This is a genomic window from Rhodococcus sp. IEGM 27 (assembly GCF_033142305.1).
In the GTDB taxonomy this organism is placed as follows: domain Bacteria; phylum Actinomycetota; class Actinomycetes; order Mycobacteriales; family Mycobacteriaceae; genus Rhodococcus_F; species Rhodococcus_F oxybenzonivorans.
The window spans coordinates 393578-415019 of sequence record NZ_JAWLSG010000003.1 but is presented as its reverse complement, the minus strand read 5'-3'; the positions used below and the strand labels follow the sequence as shown (position 1 = coordinate 415019).

Below are 21442 nucleotides of genomic sequence, written 5' to 3'. Positions count from 1 at the left end.
GCGAGAATAACGCGAAGCAGCTGTCCAACCTAGCAAGCATAGCTCAGAATCCCACGGTGCCATCCCGCATGAAACCAAGGATCTACATCAAGCTGATGACGTGGGAGCTCGAGGCTCGTCGCGTGCCCAGACATAACCGCTAGCATCCAAGCACGTCTTTGTCCAAGGGCTCTTGTACATTTTCTCGACTTATGTCGGCTGATGTCACGCGACGCATCACCCAGCGACGTCACCTTTGGGGATGACGATACTAGGACAGCTACCGTCAGGATGCGGGGTGTAGTGGGCCACTCTCTTGACGTAGTTATCGGCGTTGCACCGGATCTGCTCGAGTTCGTCTGGGTTGCAGCTCCGCCGAACTTTGCCGGGTATGCCCGCGACGAGTGAGTTCGGTTCGATGACGACGCTTTCGGAGACCAGGGCACCGGCCGCGATGATGGTTCCTCGTCCGATTCTGGCGTGGTTCATCACGATCGCGCCCATGCCGATCAGGACGTCGTCGTCGATGGTGCAGCCGTGCAGGACGGCGTTGTGTCCGACGGATACTCCGGAGCCGATGGTCAGAGGGGCTCCGGGGTCTGCGTGGAGCACGCATCCGTCTTGGATGTTGGTGCGCGAGCCGATGGTGATGCGGTTGGCGTCGGCGCGTACGACGGCGTTGTACCAGAGGCTGGTTTCTTCGCCGAGGTGTGCGTCACCGATGAGGGTGGCGTTCGGTGCCACCCAGGCGGTGGCGGCGACGGTGGGCGTGTGCCCGTTGATGGTGATCGAGGTCGTCATTCGAGGACCTTTCCGGGGTTGAGGATGCCGCGCGGGTCGAGGGCGTTCTTGATGGCGGTCTGCATTGCTCGGACCGGGTGTGGCAGTTCCCGGGTGAGGCCACTCATTTTGAGTGTGCCGATGCCGTGCTCGCCGGTGATGGTGCCGCCGAGGTCGAGCGCGACGTCCATGATTTCCTCGAATGCCCGGTGGGCGCGGGCTTCTTGGTTGGTGTCGCCGGGGGTGGTGACGATGAGCGGGTGGAGGTTGCCGTCGCCGGCGTGGGCGATGGTCGCGACGAGGGTGTTGTTGCGGTGGGCGATGTCCTCGACCGCGGCGAGCATGGCGGGCAGTTGCTCTTTCGGCACGCACACGTCTTCGGTGAGGACGTTGCCGAGTCGTTCGACGGCGGGGTAGGCGAGTTTGCGGGCGGCGAAGAGAGCTTCGGCCTCGTCGGGATCGCTCGAGCGCATTGCCCAGGTGGCGCCGGCACTGGTGAAGCATTCCACGATGGCGTCGGCTTCCTCGGTACCGGTGCCGCCGGGGGTGTCGGTGCGGGCGAGGAGTAGGACGTTGGCGTCGGTGGACAGGTCCATCTTCTTCCACTGATCGATCGCTTCGAGGCAGTGGCGGTCCATGAGTTCGAGGGCGGCCGGGGTGAGTCCGGCGCGGGCGATGGCGCGGACGGCGTTTCCGGCGTCGACGGTGGAGTCGAAGGAGCCGACGATTGTGGTCGGTGGTGCTTGTCGGGGGCGCAGGCGGACGGTGATCTCGGTGACGATGGCGAGGGTGCCCTCGGATCCGGTGAGGAGTCCGACGAGGTCGTAGCCGGCGACGCCCTTGGCGGTGCGGCGACCGACAGTGGTGAGTTCGCCGGTTCCAGTGACGATTTCGAGGGCGAGTACGTAGTCCCTGGTGACGCCGTACTTGACGCAGCACAGACCGCCGGCGTTGGTGGCGACGTTCCCGCCGAGGGTGGACCAGGGGGAACTCGCCGGGTCGGGTGGATACCAGAGCCCTTCGGCGGCGCAGGCGGCGCGAAGGTCGTCGTTGACGACACCGGGTTCGACGACGGCGAAGCGTTCGAGAGTGTCGATCGTCTTGATGCGGTTCATTTTCTCGAACGAGATCACCACGGCGCCGTCGACGGCGTTCGCAGCTCCCGCGAGACCGGTGCCGGCGCCGCGGGCGACGACGGGCACTCGGTGCTCGTAGCAGGCGCGGATCGTTTGTTGCACTTCGTCTTTGGTGGTGGGGCGGACGAGTGCAATCGGGGTGCCGTGGGCGGCCCAGCTGGCCTGATCACGCGAGTACGTTTCGAGTATGGCGGGGTCGGTTGTGGTGCAGGCGGTGGGGAGTGCGTCGAGCAGTGCGGCCGGTGGTGCGCCGGTGGTCAGGGTGTCGGTCATGCCATGCACCGCGTTCCGAGTCCGCCGTCGACGGCCAGGCAGACGCCGGTGATGTAGCTGGCGTCGTCGCTGGCCAGGAAGCGGGCGGCGTTGGCGAGTTCCCACACGGTGCCCATGCGGCCGATGGGGGCGATTGCGTTGCGGGCTGCGACCATCTCGTCCGCGTCGGCGTACTGGCCGGCGATCTGGCGGTAGATCAGGGGGGTGTCGATCAGTCCCGGCATGATGGCGTTGATGCGGATGCCGTGGGCGGCTTCGTCGACGGCGAGTGTGCTGGTCAGGTGGTTGACCGCTGCCTTGGCCGCGTAGTACGAGCTGTAGGGCAGTCCGGTGTGCCGGATGGCGGCCAGTGACGAGATGTTGATGATGACCCCCGCTTGGGCCTGACGCATATGGGGCAGCACGTACTTGCAGGAATGGAAGACGCCGGTGAGGTTGATGTCGAGCGCGCGGCGCCAGTCTTCGGTGGAGAGGCTGACGGGATCGCCCATCTTCGTCACGCCGACGTTGTTGTGCGCGATGTCGAGACGGTGATGCTGGTCGATCACGGTGGCGACGGCGGCGGCCACGGAGTCTTCGGCCGTGACGTCGACCTGCAGCGCGGTGGCCTTGCCGCCGTCGGCGGTGATGGCGTCCACCGTGCGGTTCGCTGCCGCGGCGTCGATGTCGCCGCAGATGACGGTGGCACCGGCGCGGGCGTAGGTCAGTGCGGCGGCGCCACCGTTGCTCCACCCGTCGGCGGCGGTACCGGCCCCGAACAGGAGGGCGATTTTCCCCTCGAGTGAGGTGTCACCGGTGGTGCGCGGCGGGATGGACTGTCGGAGTGTGTCGGTCATGGGAGGGTGCTTCCTGGTTCGGACATGGCGAGTTCGAAGGTCATGGCGATCGGGTTGTGGCCGCGCACCACCGAGCCGGTGTATACGTTGCCGTCGACGGCGACTGCGGCGCAGGATAATTCGGCGTGCGGCCGCCCGTCAGCGTCTCGGGTGACCGCCCCGTCGAGGTACATCACTTCGGTCGCCGGCCCGGGTGCGGTGACGATCTGGTCGCCTTGGGTGAGGGTGGCGCCGACGAAGGAGCCGACCTTGCCGCGCACGATCGCGGTGTCGAACCCGTGGGTTTCGGCGAGGTGTTCGACGGCGGCCACGATATCGACGTTGGGGTGGATGCGGGCTACGACCGAGCGCATCCCGCCTACGTAGGTGGTGGTGGGTTCATGGACTGGTTGTGGCTGGAACACGGGGAAGTTGATCTCCGGGTCCGGGGTCACCGTCATCGCGACGTCGGCGGTGGCGTACAGGTCGGCCCGCACGCCCGCGCCGAGCACCACGGAGTCCGGGATGAGGTGTCCGGCGCGCATGATGCCGTCGGCGCCGACGAACATGGCGTGGCAGTGCGCGAAGACCTTGCCGTCACGCTTACCGATGGTCACCCCGCCCCGGACGAACGCGGCGGGTCCGTGTCCGCGCCGGGGTTCGCTGAAGGTGGCCACACTCGTGCCTGCGTGGCAGATCGAGGGAATGTAGTAGTCGAATTCAGCGAATGTTCCTCCGCGCAGTTCCCCGAAGGCGCTGGCGAATCCGCGTGCGAACACCGCGTCATGGAGTGCCGGGAGGAGGGCTCGGCCCTCGAGTAGTTCGGTGTCGACGTGGTGGAGTGTGGCCGGATAGTCCTCCACCCGCTGGGCCGCGGGTGGACCCGGGTGCGTGAGTCGCGGTACTCCGGTCAGCGAGGAGGTGTCGGTGGTGCTCACGAGGCGGCCTCTCCGGGCCACAGCCCCAACCGGATGAACTCCGCCTTGAGCAGGATCGTGGTGACCTTGCCGTATCCGGAGGTGGGCAGTGCGGAGATGAATTCGATCCGCTTGGGCACCTTGTAGCGGGCCATGTTCGTTCGGCACCAGGTCGCCAGCTCGTCGGTGGTCAGCTCCGATCCCGGGCGCAGCACGCACAGGGCGTATCCGACTTCACCCCAGGTCGGGTCGGGGGCGCCGACGACTCCGGCGGCGACGACGTCCGGGTGCTTGAGCAGCTTTTCCTCCACTTCCCGGGGGTCGATGTTCGAGCCACCGGAGATGAACATGTCCGAGGCGCGGCCGGTGATGTACAGCAGTCCGGACTCGTCGAGGTAGCCGAGGTCGCCGGTGCGGAACCAGCCGCCCCGGAACGCTTTCCGGTTGGCCTCGGGATTGTCGAGGTAGCCGGCGAAGACGGCCGGCCCGGCGGCGCAGATCTCGCCGCGCTCACCGGCGGGCAGTTCTCGGCCATCGTCGTCCTGGATGCTGATGGTCATGCCGGTGCGGGCGTAGCCGGCGGTGCCGATGCCGTCGCGTTCGGGTGTCTTGCCGTGCAGCTCAGGCGGCAGGACGGTGATGTTGCCGGTTACCTCGCACAGGCCGTAATACTGGACCAGGACCTCCCCGAGGACGTCCAGGGCGATCCGCTGGTCACGCGAGGTCATCGGGGCACCCGCGTAGACGACGTAGCGCAGGCTGCTGGTGGCCGGATCGTGATTGTCGGCGGCCTGGACGAGCTTGTTGAGGATGGTCGGGACGGTGAACATCGTCGACACGGAGTGCTGGTCGATCAGCGCCCACGCCTCGTCGGCGTCGAGGGTGTCGCTGGTGGTCAGCACGACCGCGGCGCCGCGGGCGATGTGCGTGAGAACGTGGACCCCGGCGCCGTGCGAGAGCGGCGCCAGCGCGAGGGTGGCGTCGCGGTCGGTCAGGTGCGGCATCAAATCGCACAGATGGTTGGTGACCACGAACGCCATCTGGTCGTGGGTGAGCATCGCGGCCTTCGGCCGTCCGCTGGTCCCGGACGTGAAAAAGTACCAGGCCGGGGTCCCGACATGAACCGGGGCGTCGACGCTCACGGGGTCGGTCTGGTGCTTGTCGATCAGTTCGGCGACGTGCGCGCTGCCGAACTGCGCGGCGTCGCGGTCGTCGCCGATCGCCCACGTCTCGTACCGGTTCAGGGCCTGGGCGTGGGCGGCGCAGGTGTCGTGGCAGATCACCAGGTCGGGTGCCACGGTCTGAGCGAGGGGGATCACGTCCTCGGGTACCAGCTTGCAGTTGGTGGGGACGATGATCGCGCCGAGCCGCCAGGTAGCAAAGAAGACGGTGAGGGTGTCCATGCAGTTGGGGCTGTGCAGCAGCACCACCGATCCGGCGCCCAGTCCGTGGCCGCGCATCGCGGCGGCGAGGGCGCTGACGCGTGCGTCGAGCCGGGCCCAGGTCCAGGTGGTGTCACCGCGGATGATGGCGGGCCGGTGCGGCAGCCGGGCGGCGGTCTGGGTCAGCAGAGTGGCCAAATTGGTGGTGCGCTGCGGGGCGGTGGTGGTGGTCTCGAGGGTAGACATGCTGGTCACCACCTCTCCAGGACGGAGGCATAGTTGGTGACGGCGGTACCGCCCATGTTGAACACGCCGCCGAGGTCCGCGGTGGGCAGCTGGAAGGTGCCGGCCTCGGCGGTGAGCTGCATGGCAGCGATCGCGTGCATCGACACCCCGGTGGCGCCGATCGGATGGCCCTTCGCCTTCAGACCGCCGGACCGGTTGATGGGCAGCTTGCCGTCGGGCAGGGCCAGTCCCTCGTCGACCACCTCGTGGCCACGGCCGCGCTCGGTGAGCCCGAACACCTCGTACTGGATGAGTTCGGCGATGGTGAAGCAGTCGTGGGTTTCGATGAAGTCGAGGTCGACGGTCGAGGTCGCCGCCTGCGCGAGCGCCCGGTTCCAGGCCAGGCGGGCCCCGGCGAACTCGATCGGATCGCGGCGCGAGAGCGGGAGGAAATCGTTGGCGTGGGCACGGGCGCGGAACGCCACCCGGCGCGGGGCGGTCTTCGCGCGGTCGGCGCTGGTGATTACCAGTGCCACCGCGCCATCGGAGATCAACGAGCAGTCCGTGCGCCGCAGCGGCTGCGCGACGTAGGGGTTCTTGTCGGAGACGCTGTTGCAGAACTCGAAGCTGAGATCCTTGTGCAGCTGGGCGTACGGGTTGCTCATGCCGTTGTGGTGGTTCTTGGCGGCGATGGCGGCCATCGCCGCGCTCGGATCCCCGTACCGTTCGGCGTAGGCGCGGGCGATCCCGGCGAAGACACCGGCGAATCCGCCGGTGACGTTCGATTCTTCGGGCCGGTAGCAGCCCGAGAGCAGGATTTCCCCGGCGCGGGGGGTGTCGACGGCGGTCATCTTTTCGGCGCCGATGACCAACGCGACGTCACCGCGCCCGGAGTCGATGAAGTCGCACGCCGCATAGATCGCGGCGCTTCCTGTGCCACAAGCATTTTCCACGCGCATCGCCGGTGTGTGCTGGAATTCGGGCATCGGGAGGGACACCAGGGACGCCGGGAAGTCCTGGTCGGAGAAGCCGTTGTTGTAGACGCCGACGAAGATGCCGTCGACCTCATCGGGTGCCACCTGGGCGTGGGTGAGTGCTCCCGGAACGACGGACCCGATCAGCGCAGTCACGTCGGGCTGATCGAGTCTGCCGAATTTCGAGTGGTCCCATCCGATGATGGAGGTACGAGATGTCATGTTCTCTCCGTTGTCAGTGGTGCGGCGACGGGCTGGTGCCGCAGACGGTGGTAGTTAGATGGCTGAGGATTCGGTGCGCAGTGTGGGGGCGAGCCGCGCGGCTTCCTCCTTGAGCAGGATCGCCAGCCGCGCTTGCCGGTCCGGTCCCATCCGGGAGCTGATGGCCGCGATGCTCAGCGCGAGTGCGGGTTCGCCGTGGGCATCGAGGACGGCGATTCCGATCGCCCACGATTCGGGGACGACCATGCCCTCATTGACCGCGATGCCACCGCGTCGCCGGGTCCGCTCGGCTTGTTCGAGCAACCGGTCCGGGGTCAGCTCGGGATAGCGCTGGGCGAGTTCGGGTGCATTGGCCGCCATCACACTCGCGGCGACCTGCGGCGGCAGGGCCGCCAGCAGGGCCATGCCGTGCGCTCCGACGCCGAGCGGGTACCGGTCACCGGCCTGCAGTACATGGCTGCGGATCGGCCACGTTCCCTCTTCCCGGTGCACGCACACCGAGTGGGTGCCGCGGCGCACCGAGATGAACGCGGCGTCCTCGGAGACCTGCGCGAGCCGCACCACCGAGGCCAGAGCCTGCTGCTGCAGTCCGTGCCGCCGTTCGGCGGCGCTGCCCACGGTGTACGCCTCCGGTCCGAGCAGGTACCGCCGGTCCTGCGCCTGCTCGAGGTAGCCGGTGCTGACCAACTCCGACAACAACCGGTGCACCGTCGGCTTGCTGAGTCCACTCTCGGAGGCCAGCTCCGCCAGGGACAACCCGCCGACCCGGTCGAAGCCCGCCACCATCGACAGCAGATCGAGGGCGCGGCGCACACTCTGCGAACCCGGCAGCGCGTCCCGGCCGGCCCGGGCCGACACCGATTCGGTGGAATCGTTCCGCATTGTGAAATCCCCTTGAGCTCGCAGTTTGCAAGAGTGGAATGGATGATCGGCCTGCTGGCCATGCAAACGACAGTAGAAGGTGATCTGGATCTCGGTCAACAATTTCATAATGTGGATCGTTTTCCTGGGCGTTTGCCTGCCTGCTTGACGCCGCAGCCCAGGAGGGCACACAGTCACACCAGATCGTGACTCAGGTCACGCCCATTGCTTCCCCGAGAAGAAGGGGGCGGTGCAGATCCCGCCAACTTCTTCCGGCCCTTGCTCAGGAAAGACAGGATCCCGCAATGACTTCGTCGTCCGCGGCCGAACGGCCACCACGCATCGATATCCGACAGGTTCGATGGGCGCGCGTCGGTATCCCGCTGTTCGTGACCTACTTCATCTGCTTCATGGACCGCACCAACATCAGTGTCGCCTCCCCGCACATGGCCGACGAACTGCAGTTGAGCGCGGCCGCGATGGGCCTGGTGTTCTCGGCGTTCTTCTGGGGCTACGTCGTCAGCGGATTGCCCGCCGGCGCCTGGGCCGGCAAGGGACACGCCAAGACCATCATCGTGGCCTGCATGGTCGTCATCGGATTGTCCGCGGCCGTGACCGGTGTCGTCAACAACCTGCCGGTGCTGATGGCGGCACGCATCGTCCTCGGCCTCGCCGAGGGCGCCATCTTCCCGGCTTTCGCTGTGATGTTCATCAGCTGGTTTCCCTCCCGCGAACGCGGTCTCGCCGTCGCCTTGACGATGTACACCGTGCCGCTGTCCTCGGCGGTGATGGCCCCACTGTCCGGGTGGCTGATCGAGGTCACCAACTGGCGCGCCATGTTCATCATCCAAGCCGTCCCCGCCATCCTCGTCGCTGCCTGGCTGCACTTCACGGCCACCGAGAAGCCCGAGAACCACCCGCGGATCAGCGCCGCGGAACGGGACCACATCCTGGCCACGCGCACCGTGGAGACCACCGACGAATCCACCCTGCTGCACGTCTTCATGCGGCCGGTGGTGTGGTTGCTGGCGCTGATCTACTTCTTCTGGGTGATGGGGATCTACGCACTCACGCTCTGGCTGCCCACGGTCATCGGCGACCTCACCGGACAGGGCTCGTTCCTCGTCGGCCTGCTGACCGCGATCCCGTTCCTCGTCGGCACCCTGGCCCTGTATCTCGTCACCAAGCGCGCCGTCGCCAGTGGCCGCTCCCTCGGCTCGTTCATTGCACTGCCCCTCGCGGTCTGTGGCACCGCCATGATCGTCCCGCATTTCGTGCACATCGGAGCGGTCTTCAGTTTCGCGATGCTCGTCGTCGCCGCCGGTTCCATCTTCGCGGCCCTCGCACTCTGGTGGACCTGGGTGATGCAGATCGTCCCGCGCAACCAGGCCGGGGCCTCCGTCGGTTTCGTCAACCTCTGCGGAAACTTCGGCGGCCTGGTCGGACCCCTGCTCATCGGTCTGGTCGCCACCGCCGGCAACACCGCCTCCGGCTTCTGGATCATCGGCGTCGGGGTCATCCTCGCCGCGGCGATCGTGGCGATCCTCGACGCCCGGCGCACCAAGACACACGCTGAATCCGACGACGCCGGACAGCACACGGGGGCCAACCCGGAGCACGCACCCCATCCCCATTGAAGACCGCTCCGGCGCGGGCGTCACCGCAGCACCCGGCACCGCACCCCCTGACCGCCACGAAAGAACGCAGGAACCACGATGAAAGAACGCATTGCCCTTGTCACCGGCTCCGGGGCAGGGATCGGGGCCGCCATCGCCGAACGACTCGGTGAACACGGGCGGCACGTCGTCCTGGCCGACTTGAATCACGATGCCGCGCAGAGTCTCGCGGCCGACATGACCAGCCGCGGCATGAGCGCGGACGCACTGACGATGGACATCGGTGACCGCGCCTCGATCGAGGCCGGCTTCAAGTGGGTTGCCGAAACCTACGGCCGCTGCGACATCCTGGTCAACAATGCCGGTATCGCCAAGACGCTCCCCTTCCTCGACTACCCCGACGATCATTGGGAAGCGACGCTGCGCGTTAATCTCACCGGGGCGTACCGGTGCTCGCAGCAGGCCGCCCGACTGATGCTCGAACAGCGATGGGGGCGCATCATCAACATCGCCTCCATCAGCGGGATACGTGCCGGTGCAGGGCGCACCGCGTACGGCACCTCGAAGGCGGGTCTGATCGGCCTGACCCGCCAGATAGCAGTCGAGTTGGCCCCGCACGGCATCACCGCGAACGCCGTCGCGCCCGGCCCCATCGATACCCCGCTGTCTCAGGCCGTGCACACCCCGGCCACCCGCGAAGCGTACAACCGCCTGGTTCCGGCGCAGCGCTACGGCACAACCGGTGAAGTCGCCGGTGCCGTCAGCTTCCTCGCCTCCGACGACGCGGCCTACATCAACGGCCACGTCATCCCCGTCGACGGCGGATTCATCGCCGCCGGCATGCTCAGTGACTGACAGTCCCGACGCTGCGAATGCGCAGTTGGACGCAACTTCGTTGCAGCACAACATCGTTAACCAACAGGGATCGGCTCATCCCATCGGCCGGACCATCACAGTGAAGGAAAGCAGCACACGTGCTCACCGCAGAAACCAGCACCATGACAGTCGAGATGTTCTACGACGACGATGCCGATCTGTCGATCATCCAGGGCCGTAAGGTCGCTGTGATCGGATACGGAAGCCAGGGCCACGCGCACTCGCTGAGCCTGCGCGATTCGGGCGTCGATGTCCGCATCGGTCTGAAGGAAGGCTCGAAGTCGCGCGCCAAGGCCGAGGAGCAGGGCCTGACGGTCGGCACGCCGGCCGAGGTGTCCGAGTGGGCAGACGTGATCATGGTGCTCGCACCCGACACCGCTCAGGCGTCGATCTTCAGAGGCGACATCGAGCCCAACCTGAAGGACGGCGACGCGCTGTTCTTCGGACACGGCCTCAACATCCACTTCGACCTGATCAAGGCCCCGGAGTTCGTCACGGTCGGCATGGTCGCCCCGAAGGGACCCGGCCACCTGGTTCGCCGTCAGTTCGTCGACGGCAAGGGTGTTCCCGCGCTCATCGCGATCGACCAGGACCCCAAGGGTGAGGGCCAGGCGCTCGCGCTGTCCTACGCCAAGGCCATCGGCGGCACCCGCGCCGGCGTCATCGAGACCACGTTCAAGGAAGAGACCGAGACCGACCTCTTCGGCGAGCAGGCAGTGCTCTGCGGCGGCACCGAGGAACTGGTCAAGACCGGTTTCGAGGTCATGGTCGAGGCCGGCTACGCGCCCGAGATGGCGTACTTCGAGGTGCTGCACGAGCTCAAGCTCATCGTCGACCTCATGTACGAGGGCGGCATCGCCCGCATGAACTACTCGGTGTCCGACACCGCGGAGTTCGGCGGCTACCTCTCCGGCCCGCGCGTCATCGACGCCGGCACCAAGGAGCGCATGAAGGCGATCCTCGCCGACATCCAGTCCGGTGAGTTCACCCGCCGCCTCGTCGCGAATGTCGAGAACGGCAACACCGAGCTCGAGGGTCTGCGCAAGGCCAACGCCGAGCACCCCATCGAGGTCACCGGCAAGAAGCTGCGCGAGATGATGAGCTGGGTCGACCGGCCGATCACCGAAACCACCTGAGCACATGCCCTGGTTCCGCCGGACACCCAGTTCATCGACACCGTCTCATCGAGCCGGTCACGAGCCGGAGCTTTGTCATCTGCCGATCGATATAGACCGGTGACGCGTTTCAATAGGAAAGGAAAATCGTGGTGACTGCTGGGCACGGTAATGCCGGAAACCCGTCGAATTCGGACGAGGAATGGTTCGCCGACAAGAATATGACCGTCGAGGATCGCATGGGATACGCGGCATGCGACGACATCCTGCCCGAGTACAGTCTCAGCCCGTACTCACGTCGGCGCGAGGGCATTCCACAGGGAAGTGTCACCCAGCACACGCATCGAAGCGAGGTGTCCTATCCGGGGGTCGAGCGGGACTACACGCTGTACGTTCCCAGCCAATACGATGGATCCGTCCCCTTGGCGCTCATTGTGTTCCTGGATGCGTACGAGTACCTCGCCGCCGACTTCGGTGCCATCGCAGCGCTGGACAACCTGAACGCCGAGGGGCTGATTCCCCTCACCGCCGCCCTGTTCATCGACGCAGGCAAGACCGGGCCCGGATACCCCATCTTCGGCGGTTCCGATAACCGGAGCATCGAGTTCGATTCGATCGACGACACCTGGGTTCAGTTCTTGGTGGACGAGTTCTTCCCCGCGGCGATCGGGCATCTCAACGTCTCTTCCGAGGCCGCCGATCGCGTCATCGTCGGATACAGCTCCGGTGGGAACGCGGCGTTCACTGCGGCGTGGCATCGGCCGGACGTGTTCAGAAATGTGATCTCTCACTGCGGGTCGTTCGTCGACATCCGTGGTGGACACAATCACATTCCGGAGGTTCGCCGGTCCCCGCGTAAGCCAATTCGCATCTGGATGCAGACCGGTCGACGAGATGCCCGAGTCGTGTTCGGCGACCTCGTCGCGGCGAACCGCGAGATGGCTGCCGCGCTCGAGTGGAGTTACTACGACTACAAGTTCGTCTTCGGTGAAGGCGGACACACATTGCGTCACGGCGGCTTCGAGTTCCCCCGAACGCTCCGATGGTTGTGGCGGGATCATCCGGCCACCGCGAAGACCTACTGAATCAGATGAGATATTGGAGATTTAGGTGAGCACAACTACCACCGTAGCGGGGTCCGGTAATACGATCCCGTCGACAGCCGGCGACTCCACGGCCCTGAAGGGCTCCCTGGGCACGTTCGGACTGTTCTTCAGCATCATGTCATTCAATGCTCCGCTCGTTATTGTCATGGGCGTCATTCCGATCATGGTCGCGACCGGGAACGGAATTGGGACGCCATTCATCTTCATCGTGGGCGGTGCTGTCGTGGCCTGCTTCGCAACCACCTTTCTCAGGATGTCCGCCGTATTGGATCGCCCCGGGGCGTTCTATGCCTACGTGAGCGCCGGGCTGGGAAGGAAGATGGGACTGGGTGCGGGATTGACGATGCTCCTGGCGTACTTCACCTGCGCATGCGGATATCTCGCATTCGCCGGCACGTCCGTGGGCTCGCTCGTTTCCAGCACTTTCAACGGCCCCAGTCTCCCGTGGTACGTGTGGGCTTTCCTCATCTGGGCGCTGGTAGGTGTCCTGGGTTACCTGCGTATCGATGTGTCAGCCAAAGTGATGGCCGTCATCCTGAGCCTGGAGATCGTCGTTGTCATCGTGTACGACGTCGTCGTCTTCGCTGCCGGCGGTGCCGATGGCCTCAGCACAGCACCGTTCGCACCGGCGCACTGGTTCGACGGTTCGTTCGCCAACGGGCTGCTCCTTGCGTGCGCGATGTTCGGTGGTTACGAGATGACGGTGTTGTTCCGCGACGAAGTGAAGCGGCCGGAACGAACCATTCCGCGTGCGGCGTTCGGGCTGATCGTGTTCGCGGTGGTCCTGTACGCAGGTACGAGTTGGCTCTACGTGAACGCCCTCGGTGTCGACGACGCCGTGGCGGTGTCCACAGCCGAGGGGACCGCCGCGTTCGACGCGACGATCCTCGAGTTCGGCGGACGCCTCCTGCTCGATGTCGCCACCGTCCTGCTTGTGACGAGCTCGTTGGCCGTCATCATCTGCGCGCATAACGTGGCAGCGCGGTATCTCTTCAACCTGGGTGCGGACGGGGTCGTATCACCCTCTGTCGCCGTGGCGCATTCCCGGTTCGGTTCACCGTATCGAGCGTCCATGGTGGTGAGCGTCGCGGTGTTGATCGCCAATCTGATTGTGGTCGTCGCGGGGATCGACTCAATGGTGTTCTACGGCGCACTGCTGGGGATCGCGGCATTGACAGGCATCTCCGTGATGGTCCTCACCTCCATCGCGGTACCGGTGTACCTGATCCGACACGACAAGTGGAGAGGTCACGTCTTCGCCTCGTTCGTAGCGCCGTTCGTGGCGCTGATTGGTTTCGGATGGTCCGTGGTGATGTCGATCGTCGACTTCTCGGCGCACACCGGCGGCGTGATGTGGTTGTCCAGCTTGCTGATCGCGATCGTGTACGGAGTCTTCATCAGCGGATTCCTCGTCGCGATGCGGCTAGAGGGTACCAAGCCGGACATCTATCAACGGATCGGTCGCCAATGAGCACAGACCGTACCTACTGAGCCCAGTCAGAGGCGGGAGCCGGCGATCAGAGCGCGTGCCTCAACGCTAGGCTTCCCACCTTTGGCCCCCGCACCGGCTCGAGCACGCGCTGTGAGCCGGAACAGAAAGAGAGATCGATGAGTGGCACGAACCTGCCTCTGATGACCTCCGATGGGGTGACCATTCGGTACGACGACGAGGGTGAAGGTCGTCCCGTCGTGTGTGCTTCCGGCTTCGCAGATCAGGGCTCGAGCTGGGTGTTCCAGCGCGACGCCTTGGTGGAGGCCGGTTATCGTGTCATCCGATTCGATCACCGCATGCACGGTCGGTCCGATTCGCCCAGTCACGGGCAGAGGATGAGCCGTCTCGGCCTCGATCTCGGCGAACTGGTCACCACCCTCGGCCTCCGCGACGTGGTCCTTGTCGGTCACTCCATGGGTGTCTCGGTCAGCCTGGCGTACTTCTCGACCACCGCCGACGCATGGGACCGGGTCACCGCCTTCGTCGCGATCGATCAGTCCCCGAAGATCGTCAACGAAGGGGACTGGCAGTGGGGCGTTCGCGGCATCACCGGCGAAAACCTCTACTCCGCCGCAGACTTCCGATTCGACTGGTCGAATGCCGACCGGGAACCCGCCGTCCCCGAGCATGTGCAGCCCCTCCGACCGGCGGGTGACGAGTGGTGGGAACAGTTCCCCGTGGCACGGGCCCGTCCTCTGCTGATCGACCATTTCGTCGCCGACTGGCGCGACGTCCTGCCCCGCATCCCCGTCCCTACCTGGATCGTCACCGGCCGATACTCGCCCTACTACGAGCTCGACGGCATGCGCTGGTTCGCCGACACCGTCCCACACGGCAGCCTCGCGGTCTTCGAACACAGTGGACACGAACCCCACCTGAACGAGTACCAGACCTTCAACGCCCAGCTGCTCGACTTCATCGGCCAGCACTGACAGCGGCCACCGATCGACGGGAACAGCATGAACGGCGCCACGCTCCACGAACACGCACAATCGCGGGCCGACGAACTTCCGGGCGCGAATCTCGAGCACCCGTTCGGACCGGAATGGGAGGTATACAAGGTCCGGGGCAAGGTGTTCATGCTGTTGACCGCGGTCACCGGCGAGCCGATTGTGATCCTCAAAGCCGCCCCGGCCGACGGTGAGGCGTTGCGCAGCGCCCACGCGGACATCACGCCCGGCTACCACATGAACAAGCGGCACTGGATCACGTTGTCGCCGGGTGAATCGATCGACAAGGCCCTGGTGGACGAACTGGTAACCGAGTCGTATCTGCTCGTGGTGGAGAATCTTCCCCGCACCGAGCGGCCGGTCGACCCGAAGACCTTCGGGCAAAAGTCGTGCAAGTGAGACTGGCTGGTGACCGGATGCAACGGAGGACGCCTTCTGCTGCCCAAGGCCCCTCAGGATTCGCTCTGTGCGAGCAACATTTGACGGGCCGCCGTCCATGGCGCCCGTCCGAGACAAGGAAATCATGTCTGAGAACACAACTACCGACCGCGCCGTCTCCGCGTTGCACGAGACTGTGCGGCGATCCGACGGCATCGTCATATCGCCGACCAGGATTCCCTCCACAGACGAAGTACCTGCCGTGACCGGGTCCGAGACCGGAAACGGCGAAGTACAAGCACCATCGATGGCGTCCGACGTACTCGCTCTGAGGAGCAGGTGGCAGAACTGCCGCCGGACCACCCAGGGCAGTCGTCGTGACCATGCGGGGGTCGACGCGTGATCGGCTACATCCTGCTCATCGGAGCCATCGTCTGCGAGATCGTCGCGACGATGGCGCTGAAGATGTCCGATGGCTTCAGCAAGCTGTCGCCCTCGATCCTCGTGGTGATCGGGTACGTGTGCAGCTTCACTCTGCTCGGCTTGGCACTGAACCGCGGTTTGCCGATCAGCGTCGGCTACGCCATTTGGGCTGCCGCAGGCACAACCGTCGTCGCGATCCTGGGCGTCGTATTCTTTCGAGAAACATTGTCCGGTACGGCGATAGCCGGCATCGCGCTCATCATCGTCGGGGTCGCCCTATTGAATCTCGGGAACAGCGGACACGGCGGTTCGTCTGATCCCACCCGGGATGATCACAGCGCGCACGACGTCGTGGAGAGCTGAAGTCGAATCGTAGTACGCAGGCCGACCCGGTTATCACCGGTCAAAGTCGTCGTCTGCACCCCACTACAACCGGTGCGGTCGTGTTCGGCCACGCTCTCGAACTGTCGGATTGGCGGTTGCGACCAGGCCAGCCACCACCTCAAGGCCACCGGTGACCGCTCCGGTCTGCTGTCGGCGTGCGAGCGCAACCGCCCGGCCAACGACCACACTCATCGAACGCCGACTGTGACCCGCCCCAGGCGACCAATCCGCATCCCGCCCCAAACACGAAGGCCCCGCACCAGATACTCGGTGCGAGGCCTTCGTGTCGGTGGACACTACCCGGCCTTCGGCCTCGCCGCCATTTGATAAGTAGCCGGTCCCAGACCTCGCGCGGCAGGTTGGCCGGCGGGGTATTCCAGTCGGCGTGATGGAGGTCCGCGTAGAGACCGCCGACGTTATGCGTCGCCGCCGCGCCGCGGTGGAGCGCTTTTCGAAGCGATCGCGTCAAGGCGATCCGGGCGATAGAGCACGGTGGAGACTCCTCGAGGTTCAGGTGAGACGCCGCGGTAGCCCATTGTCGGTGGGCGTGACTGTGCGGCAGTGGTAGTCCCGGGACGGGTTGGTCAGATCAGGGGTGTGCCGGTATTTCCCCGCCACGCAGCCACGAGACGTTCGGTGCTGGCGTGCAGCTGGTTGAGTTCATCGACGACCAGGGTCAAGAACTCGCCCGGCTGCTGTGTGGGGTCGGGAAAGCTCGCCGGCACGTCTGCCATTTCTTCCGTGGTCAGCTCGTTCCAGTTGTCCGGAAGATCGGCGAGAATCCCGCCGGTGATCGTCGGCCCGTCCTTCGAGACCATGTAACTGATCACGAGTTCCCGGGGGCGCAGGTCGTCCCGATCTGCGGGCTCGACACCAAGGACCAGGTGCCCCCACACCGCCTTGTCCCAGGTGATGACCTCGGCGTCAACGGCCTTCTGCAGAAGCCAGTGACCCACGAGGCGATAGCCGTCGTTGACCCGACTGGGAGTGAGTCGGTCGAGCCGATCGGTGTGCAGCGTCAGCAGTGCCATCGAGGGTTCCTTCCAGAACGGTGCGACGAGAGGAGAACAGCGGGGAACTCGGGGCTCCCGGTCAGAGGTGTCGCCACCGTTCATGTGCGGACTGCCGGGAGATTCCGACTTCCCGGGCGATCTGAGCCCATGAGGTCCCGGACCGTCGTGCCGCTGCCACGGCTCGGTCGAGGCGAGCGTCGGCGGCATTCAATTCCAGGGCAGCGCGTTTCACCCAGGTGATTACTTCGTGCGGGCGAACATGGTCGAGCCACTCTGCGTGGCAAATCTGCTCCACCCACTCCGATGCGGGTCCGCCCGTGGCTTCGTAGACCTGATCGGGCCGGCGTGCGAGGCCGGGATCGGTCACGCGTTCGAACGGCAGCGGTGCCCGCCACCCGCAGCTGCACCAGCTCTGCCAACCCGTCGTCTCTCCTTCGGGCACCCAGGTTCCGTCGTCGAGTTCCATCTCCGCACCCCGATAACCGATGACGCGGCGCCCACCCGACACCAACGTCGCCGCACACCCCTCGTGGTCGCCGGTTTCCGCCACCCAGGACATGCCTCCTCCTCTACTCTGCGTCAGGAAACCCTGACGCCCACGTGATGTCAGGAAAACCTGACAATAGCCAGCAGCCATCACGTTGTTTAGCTGGCAAAATGGGTTCTTGTATCGCAGTGGAGGGGAGAGTTCGTGACGCAGTGAAGCTTGCCCCGATCGGCGGCGCGCTCATGCCGCCGCCCGGCGTCGGACGGCCGCCACTGCCTGACGTGCCGGCCGCCGGGTCCTGGGACTCGTATTTCTATCCGCCACCCGATCACCGCACGCTGCGCAACCTGTTCGACGAACACGAGGTTGACCAGATAGTCGCGAATCGGCTGGTCCAGCAACTCCCCGACGCGGGCCCCGGCCAGCGCCTCGGCTGCAGCTTCTACTGCGGCTTCTGCTTCGACCAGAACCTGCTGTGCGATCGTCAGGGCGTCGTCGATCCTACGGGCGAAACGGACTGCTTTCAGGCCAAGTTCGTCCAGCTGAGTGGCCAACTGAGGTTCGAGCATCCGAGCCGCGGCCGGCGCTCTCACTCTCCGTGGCTCGATCAGGCTCGACTAGTACACGCCGAACACGCTAAGGGCGGCCCCGACCAGGTGATTCACGGTCGGGCCGACCCGTCGCGGATGTAGGCTGACAGCATCCTTCGGCCTGGCGCCGATATTCGTGACCGGGAGCGAGCCACCGGGCAGGGAGGACCGTCGATGAGACAACGTCACCGTCTACACCGAGCATTCATCGTCGCCGGAGCCGGTGCAGCACTGCTTCTCGCGGCACAACCGGCCGCCGCCGCACCGACCGACACTGTCTTCCCCATTCCCGTCGCCGGTCTCAGCGTCGGTGTGACCGGACTCCCGAGCTCGGGTTACGTCTACCTGACCGCCACTACCGATACTGACACTCCGGGAGTGACCCGCTTGGGGCCGTACACCGGTGTCCACGTCCACTGGCGAAACATCTCCACCGGTGCAGCGGGTGTCACCTACCTCGACAACCGTTACGGCACTTCGGTCGAGACCGGTTCAGGGACGGTGGTCGCCGTGGCCACGGTTCCCCCCGATGGGCCCGGATACCGGATGCTCGTCAGCACGCCCGGCGCCGGTGCCTGGACGGTCCCGTGACCGACTCATCCTCCCGGACCAGCTGGAGCTGCTCGAGGCGTTGACGGGGCCTCACCGACACGGCCGCACCGCCGACGCCGGATTATGTCGGGTTCACGAACCCCCCGGACATCAACACGGAGAAGACTGGAACGGGCAGAACGACTACTCGTGGCGATTGCGAGGGGTAGGACCGGTTCGCGTACAGACTGCGTTGTACTAGTGGTCGTGCCCGATACTGAGAGTTTTGTCCTCACCGCCCAGCCACCACAGGACGTGGTCTCGTGACCGTTGCCAGCCTTCATCGCAGGCATCGCCGCCGCCGTGTTCGCCCTGTTCGCTTGACTCACCGCTCGCCAACGCCAACCGTTTACGTCGAAGCGAGACGGGAACCTCGTGCTACTGACCCGCGCCCGTCGGCCCAGCGTGCAGATACGCCGGGTGTACGTGTTCGGGCACAGCCCCACGCTGGTCTAGGTCACTGCACACTGACCAAAATCATGGATCGTTCACGGTCTCTCGACAAGACTCAGCGGCGCGCGGTTGCGCAGTCGTTGGCGAGTGCGTGGCACGTCGGCGGCGCGCTCATGCCGCCGCCCGGCGTCAGACGGCCGCAACTGCTTGACGTGCCGGCCGCCTGGTCCTGGGAATCGTATTTCTCCGATCACCGCAAGCTGCGCAACCTGCTCGACAAACGCTCAGATCGATGTCGGCCGAGTGAAAGAACTGAAAGTGCCTCTCCCCCAATTATTTTCACGTGTCGATAAGAGATATTATGTCAACCTCGCGCTACAGCAACACTAGTTGACCCCCCACCCAGCCTCGGAAGTGTTCGGAATCCGAACAGATGCTGGTTGATGTACCGGCGCATGATGGGTATCGGAAAAGGGGCACCCATCATACAGACTTGCATACGTGGTTCAGGTCTCACACTTCCTCGCTGACTGGAAAGGCATACCCATGGCACAGACGATTTTCACTGGCGAGAAGATCTTGACCGGCGAGCAGGTCGGACATCTGCGGCACTTCAACAACTTGTCGCGCTTACCGATTAACGACTGGTCATTGATGAGTCGTGTCCGCGGGATCGGGCACACCCCGACCCGCAACAGGCCTGCCTTCCTGCGGCCAGACACGGTGAGCAGACGACGACCCGATGCTGGTGGACGCCATCGCCCACACCGCCGCTGCGGAGACTGGACCGGACGCTGGCCGGCACCCGCGTGTTGAAAGAGTGGTCGCCGACATCGAGTTCGCGCGCTTCACACCCGCCGATACTGAGTGATCGCGGGCAACCTCTGCTGACCGACGCCGCGAAGACTTCGTCATGGAAATGCCGCCATCAAATTCCTCATCTGGCTGCACGACACCCACAAATATCCCCTTAGGAGAGTTCGGATGAAACATTGTCGTTTTCGCGCCGTGACCGCCGCGGCAGTCACGCTCGCTGCGGTAGCAATGTTCGGATCGGCCGGACAAGTGCTGGCGGAACCGGCACCCGTCGCGGCCGCGTCCGATTTCTACCTTCCACCGAATCCGCTGCCCGCCGGTAACAACGGGGATCTGATCCGCAGCGAACCCTTCCGCCCGCTGGGTGGTTCCCCGTTGGCGGCGCTGGTACCGGCCGCGACCGCGACCCGGATCATGTACCGCTCCACCGATACCGGCGGCGCGCCGATCGCGGTCACCGGAATGGTCCTGACCCCGACCGCGGCGTGGTCCGGGCCCGGCCCTCGTCCCCTGGTCAGTTATACCTCCGGCACCCTCGGTGCGGGCGACAACTGCGCTCCGTCGAAACTGCTCGCCGACGGCATCACCATCGATGGTTCCGGAACCCCGATGGCCTATTGGTACACTGCCGACATCATGTCGCTGCTGGCACGCGGCATCACCGTCGTGGTCCCCGACTACGAGGGTTTGGGCACCCCGGGTGCACACACCTACCTGCAACCGGTACCCGAAGCGCACGCCGTGCTCGACGCAATTCGCGCCGCCATCCGCTTCGGCGCGGCGGCACCGACTACGCCGATAGGCATTTGGGGATACTCGCAGGGCGGCTCGGCTGCCGGCGGCGCCGCCGAACACGCCCACAGCTACGCCCCCGACCTCGACCTCAAAGGCATCGTTGTCGCCGCACCGCCAGCGAACGTCGCCTCCACCCTGTCGAACAACGACGGCAAAGCGCTCACCGACGTAATCGGATTCTTCCTCAACGGCCTGCTCGCCAGCCACCCGGAATTCACGGCGACGGTCACGTCGATACTCAACCCGGCCGGCATCGACTTCCTGCACCGCACCGCGACCGAATGCAACGTGAACGCCCTACTCCATGCCTATCAGCCCACCAGCTCGCTGACGGTCAGCGGTCGCCCGATCATGGACGAACTCGAGGCCGATCCCGCGATCAAGGCTGTCCTCGACAGCTTCAACCTTGGCCGAATCACTCCCACCGCCCCCGTACTCGTCGCCCAGAACGTCAACGACGACGTCACCCCTGCCGCGGACACCTACGACATGGCGAACGCCTGGCGTGCAGCGGGTGCCGACGTAACCGTCGCAAAACTCGACACGCCCCCGCTACTCCCGCAGGCCGGGATTGCAGGGCATACGGCCGGACTGCTCCTCGACAATCCAACCGCTGGGCAATGGCTCATCGACCGGTTCAACCAATAGTCCCGCACCCATCGTCAATAGAAGCCGCGTCCGGGATGACGGCGTGGGCGGATGAGGCCAACCGAAGGCGGTGACGAAGTCGGGACGGGTGTCGGCGTGGTCCAACAGTTCCTTGTCGGGTCGGCAGCCGCCGGCAACACCAAACCCAGACCGTGCCAGCGCTTGCCGGCGCCCTGAAGATGGATCCTGGTCAGTTCCAAGACTT

The 21442-nt window shown here is 65.3% G+C and carries 21 protein-coding genes; 12 read left to right on the top strand and 9 right to left on the bottom strand.

What is annotated here, in order from left to right; translation table 11 throughout:
- Window positions 1-216 precede the first annotated feature (216 nt).
- Genes R4P95_RS12835 through R4P95_RS12805 form a run of 7 tightly spaced genes read right to left on the bottom strand, consistent with a single transcriptional unit; the run spans window position 217 to window position 7585 of the window.
- Window positions 217-780: a gamma carbonic anhydrase family protein gene (locus tag R4P95_RS12835; RefSeq protein ID WP_317744288.1), complete on the bottom strand. Its 564-nt coding sequence runs from the start codon at window positions 778-780 to the stop codon at window positions 217-219.
- Window positions 777-2168 carry an FAD-binding oxidoreductase gene (locus R4P95_RS12830; protein WP_317744289.1) on the bottom strand — a complete coding sequence of 464 codons (1392 nt, stop codon included), beginning with the start codon at window positions 2166-2168 and terminating at the stop codon, window positions 777-779. The genes R4P95_RS12835 and R4P95_RS12830 overlap by 4 nt, the downstream gene beginning before the upstream one ends.
- On the bottom strand, window positions 2165-3004 hold the full coding sequence (locus tag R4P95_RS12825) for an SDR family NAD(P)-dependent oxidoreductase (RefSeq protein WP_317744290.1): 840 nt from the start codon (window positions 3002-3004) through the stop codon (window positions 2165-2167). The genes R4P95_RS12830 and R4P95_RS12825 overlap by 4 nt, the downstream gene beginning before the upstream one ends.
- Entirely contained in the window at window positions 3001-3921 is a 921-nt protein-coding gene (locus tag R4P95_RS12820; protein ID WP_317744292.1) for a PCC domain-containing protein, read from the bottom strand. The genes R4P95_RS12825 and R4P95_RS12820 overlap by 4 nt, the downstream gene beginning before the upstream one ends.
- Entirely contained in the window at window positions 3918-5528 is a 1611-nt protein-coding gene (locus R4P95_RS12815) for an AMP-binding protein (RefSeq protein ID WP_317744293.1), read from the bottom strand. The genes R4P95_RS12820 and R4P95_RS12815 overlap by 4 nt, the downstream gene beginning before the upstream one ends.
- Window positions 5529-5533: 5 nt before the next feature.
- Entirely contained in the window at window positions 5534-6703 is a 1170-nt protein-coding gene (locus R4P95_RS12810) for an acetyl-CoA acetyltransferase (RefSeq protein WP_317744294.1), read from the bottom strand.
- Window positions 6704-6757: 54 nt separating this feature from the next.
- Window positions 6758-7585, bottom strand: coding sequence for an IclR family transcriptional regulator (locus tag R4P95_RS12805; protein ID WP_317744295.1), 828 nt, complete (start codon window positions 7583-7585; stop codon window positions 6758-6760).
- Between the two features lie 284 nt (window positions 7586-7869).
- On the opposite strand from R4P95_RS12805, the gene R4P95_RS12800 reads away from it, so the two are divergent.
- From R4P95_RS12800 to R4P95_RS12760, 9 genes are all read left to right on the top strand, one after another.
- Window positions 7870-9201, top strand: coding sequence for an MFS transporter (locus tag R4P95_RS12800; protein ID WP_317744296.1), 1332 nt, complete (start codon window positions 7870-7872; stop codon window positions 9199-9201).
- A gap of 78 nt (window positions 9202-9279) precedes the next feature.
- A complete protein-coding gene (locus tag R4P95_RS12795; RefSeq protein WP_317744297.1) occupies window positions 9280-10035 on the top strand; it encodes an SDR family NAD(P)-dependent oxidoreductase in 756 nt (251 codons plus the stop codon).
- A 143-nt stretch (window positions 10036-10178) separates the two neighbouring features.
- On the top strand, window positions 10179-11192 hold the full coding sequence (gene ilvC / locus R4P95_RS12790) for a ketol-acid reductoisomerase (RefSeq protein ID WP_317744618.1): 1014 nt from the start codon (window positions 10179-10181) through the stop codon (window positions 11190-11192).
- Between the two features lie 131 nt (window positions 11193-11323).
- Window positions 11324-12256, top strand: coding sequence for an alpha/beta hydrolase (locus R4P95_RS12785; RefSeq protein ID WP_317744298.1), 933 nt, complete (start codon window positions 11324-11326; stop codon window positions 12254-12256).
- A gap of 25 nt (window positions 12257-12281) precedes the next feature.
- Complete coding sequence (locus tag R4P95_RS12780) at window positions 12282-13748, top strand: APC family permease (RefSeq protein WP_317744299.1); 1467 nt, start codon at window positions 12282-12284, stop codon at window positions 13746-13748.
- 137 nt (window positions 13749-13885) lie between these two features.
- On the top strand, window positions 13886-14701 hold the full coding sequence (locus R4P95_RS12775) for an alpha/beta hydrolase (protein ID WP_317744300.1): 816 nt from the start codon (window positions 13886-13888) through the stop codon (window positions 14699-14701).
- 27 nt (window positions 14702-14728) lie between these two features.
- Entirely contained in the window at window positions 14729-15118 is a 390-nt protein-coding gene (locus R4P95_RS12770) for an MmcQ/YjbR family DNA-binding protein (RefSeq protein WP_317744302.1), read from the top strand.
- Between the two features lie 124 nt (window positions 15119-15242).
- Window positions 15243-15500 (top strand): hypothetical protein, encoded by a 258-nt coding sequence (locus R4P95_RS12765; RefSeq protein WP_317744303.1) that lies wholly within the window; start codon window positions 15243-15245, stop codon window positions 15498-15500.
- On the top strand, window positions 15497-15883 hold the full coding sequence (locus R4P95_RS12760; RefSeq protein ID WP_317744304.1) for a DMT family transporter: 387 nt from the start codon (window positions 15497-15499) through the stop codon (window positions 15881-15883). The genes R4P95_RS12765 and R4P95_RS12760 overlap by 4 nt, the downstream gene beginning before the upstream one ends.
- Window positions 15884-16488: 605 nt before the next feature.
- Here the strand turns inward: R4P95_RS12760 and R4P95_RS12755 are convergent.
- Window positions 16489-16935: a hypothetical protein gene (locus tag R4P95_RS12755; RefSeq protein WP_317744305.1), complete on the bottom strand. Its 447-nt coding sequence runs from the start codon at window positions 16933-16935 to the stop codon at window positions 16489-16491.
- Window positions 16936-16996: 61 nt separating this feature from the next.
- Complete coding sequence (locus tag R4P95_RS12750) at window positions 16997-17476, bottom strand: AsnC family protein (protein ID WP_317744306.1); 480 nt, start codon at window positions 17474-17476, stop codon at window positions 16997-16999.
- A 140-nt stretch (window positions 17477-17616) separates the two neighbouring features.
- Between R4P95_RS12750 and R4P95_RS12745 the strand changes: the two genes are divergently transcribed.
- From R4P95_RS12745 to R4P95_RS12735, 3 genes are all read left to right on the top strand, one after another.
- Window positions 17617-18096, top strand: coding sequence for a hypothetical protein (locus R4P95_RS12745; RefSeq protein ID WP_317744307.1), 480 nt, complete (start codon window positions 17617-17619; stop codon window positions 18094-18096).
- A 72-nt stretch (window positions 18097-18168) separates the two neighbouring features.
- Window positions 18169-18585, top strand: coding sequence for a hypothetical protein (locus R4P95_RS12740; RefSeq protein WP_317744308.1), 417 nt, complete (start codon window positions 18169-18171; stop codon window positions 18583-18585).
- 1377 nt (window positions 18586-19962) lie between these two features.
- On the top strand, window positions 19963-21237 hold the full coding sequence (locus R4P95_RS12735) for an alpha/beta fold hydrolase (RefSeq protein WP_317744309.1): 1275 nt from the start codon (window positions 19963-19965) through the stop codon (window positions 21235-21237).
- Window positions 21238-21442 lie beyond the last annotated feature (205 nt).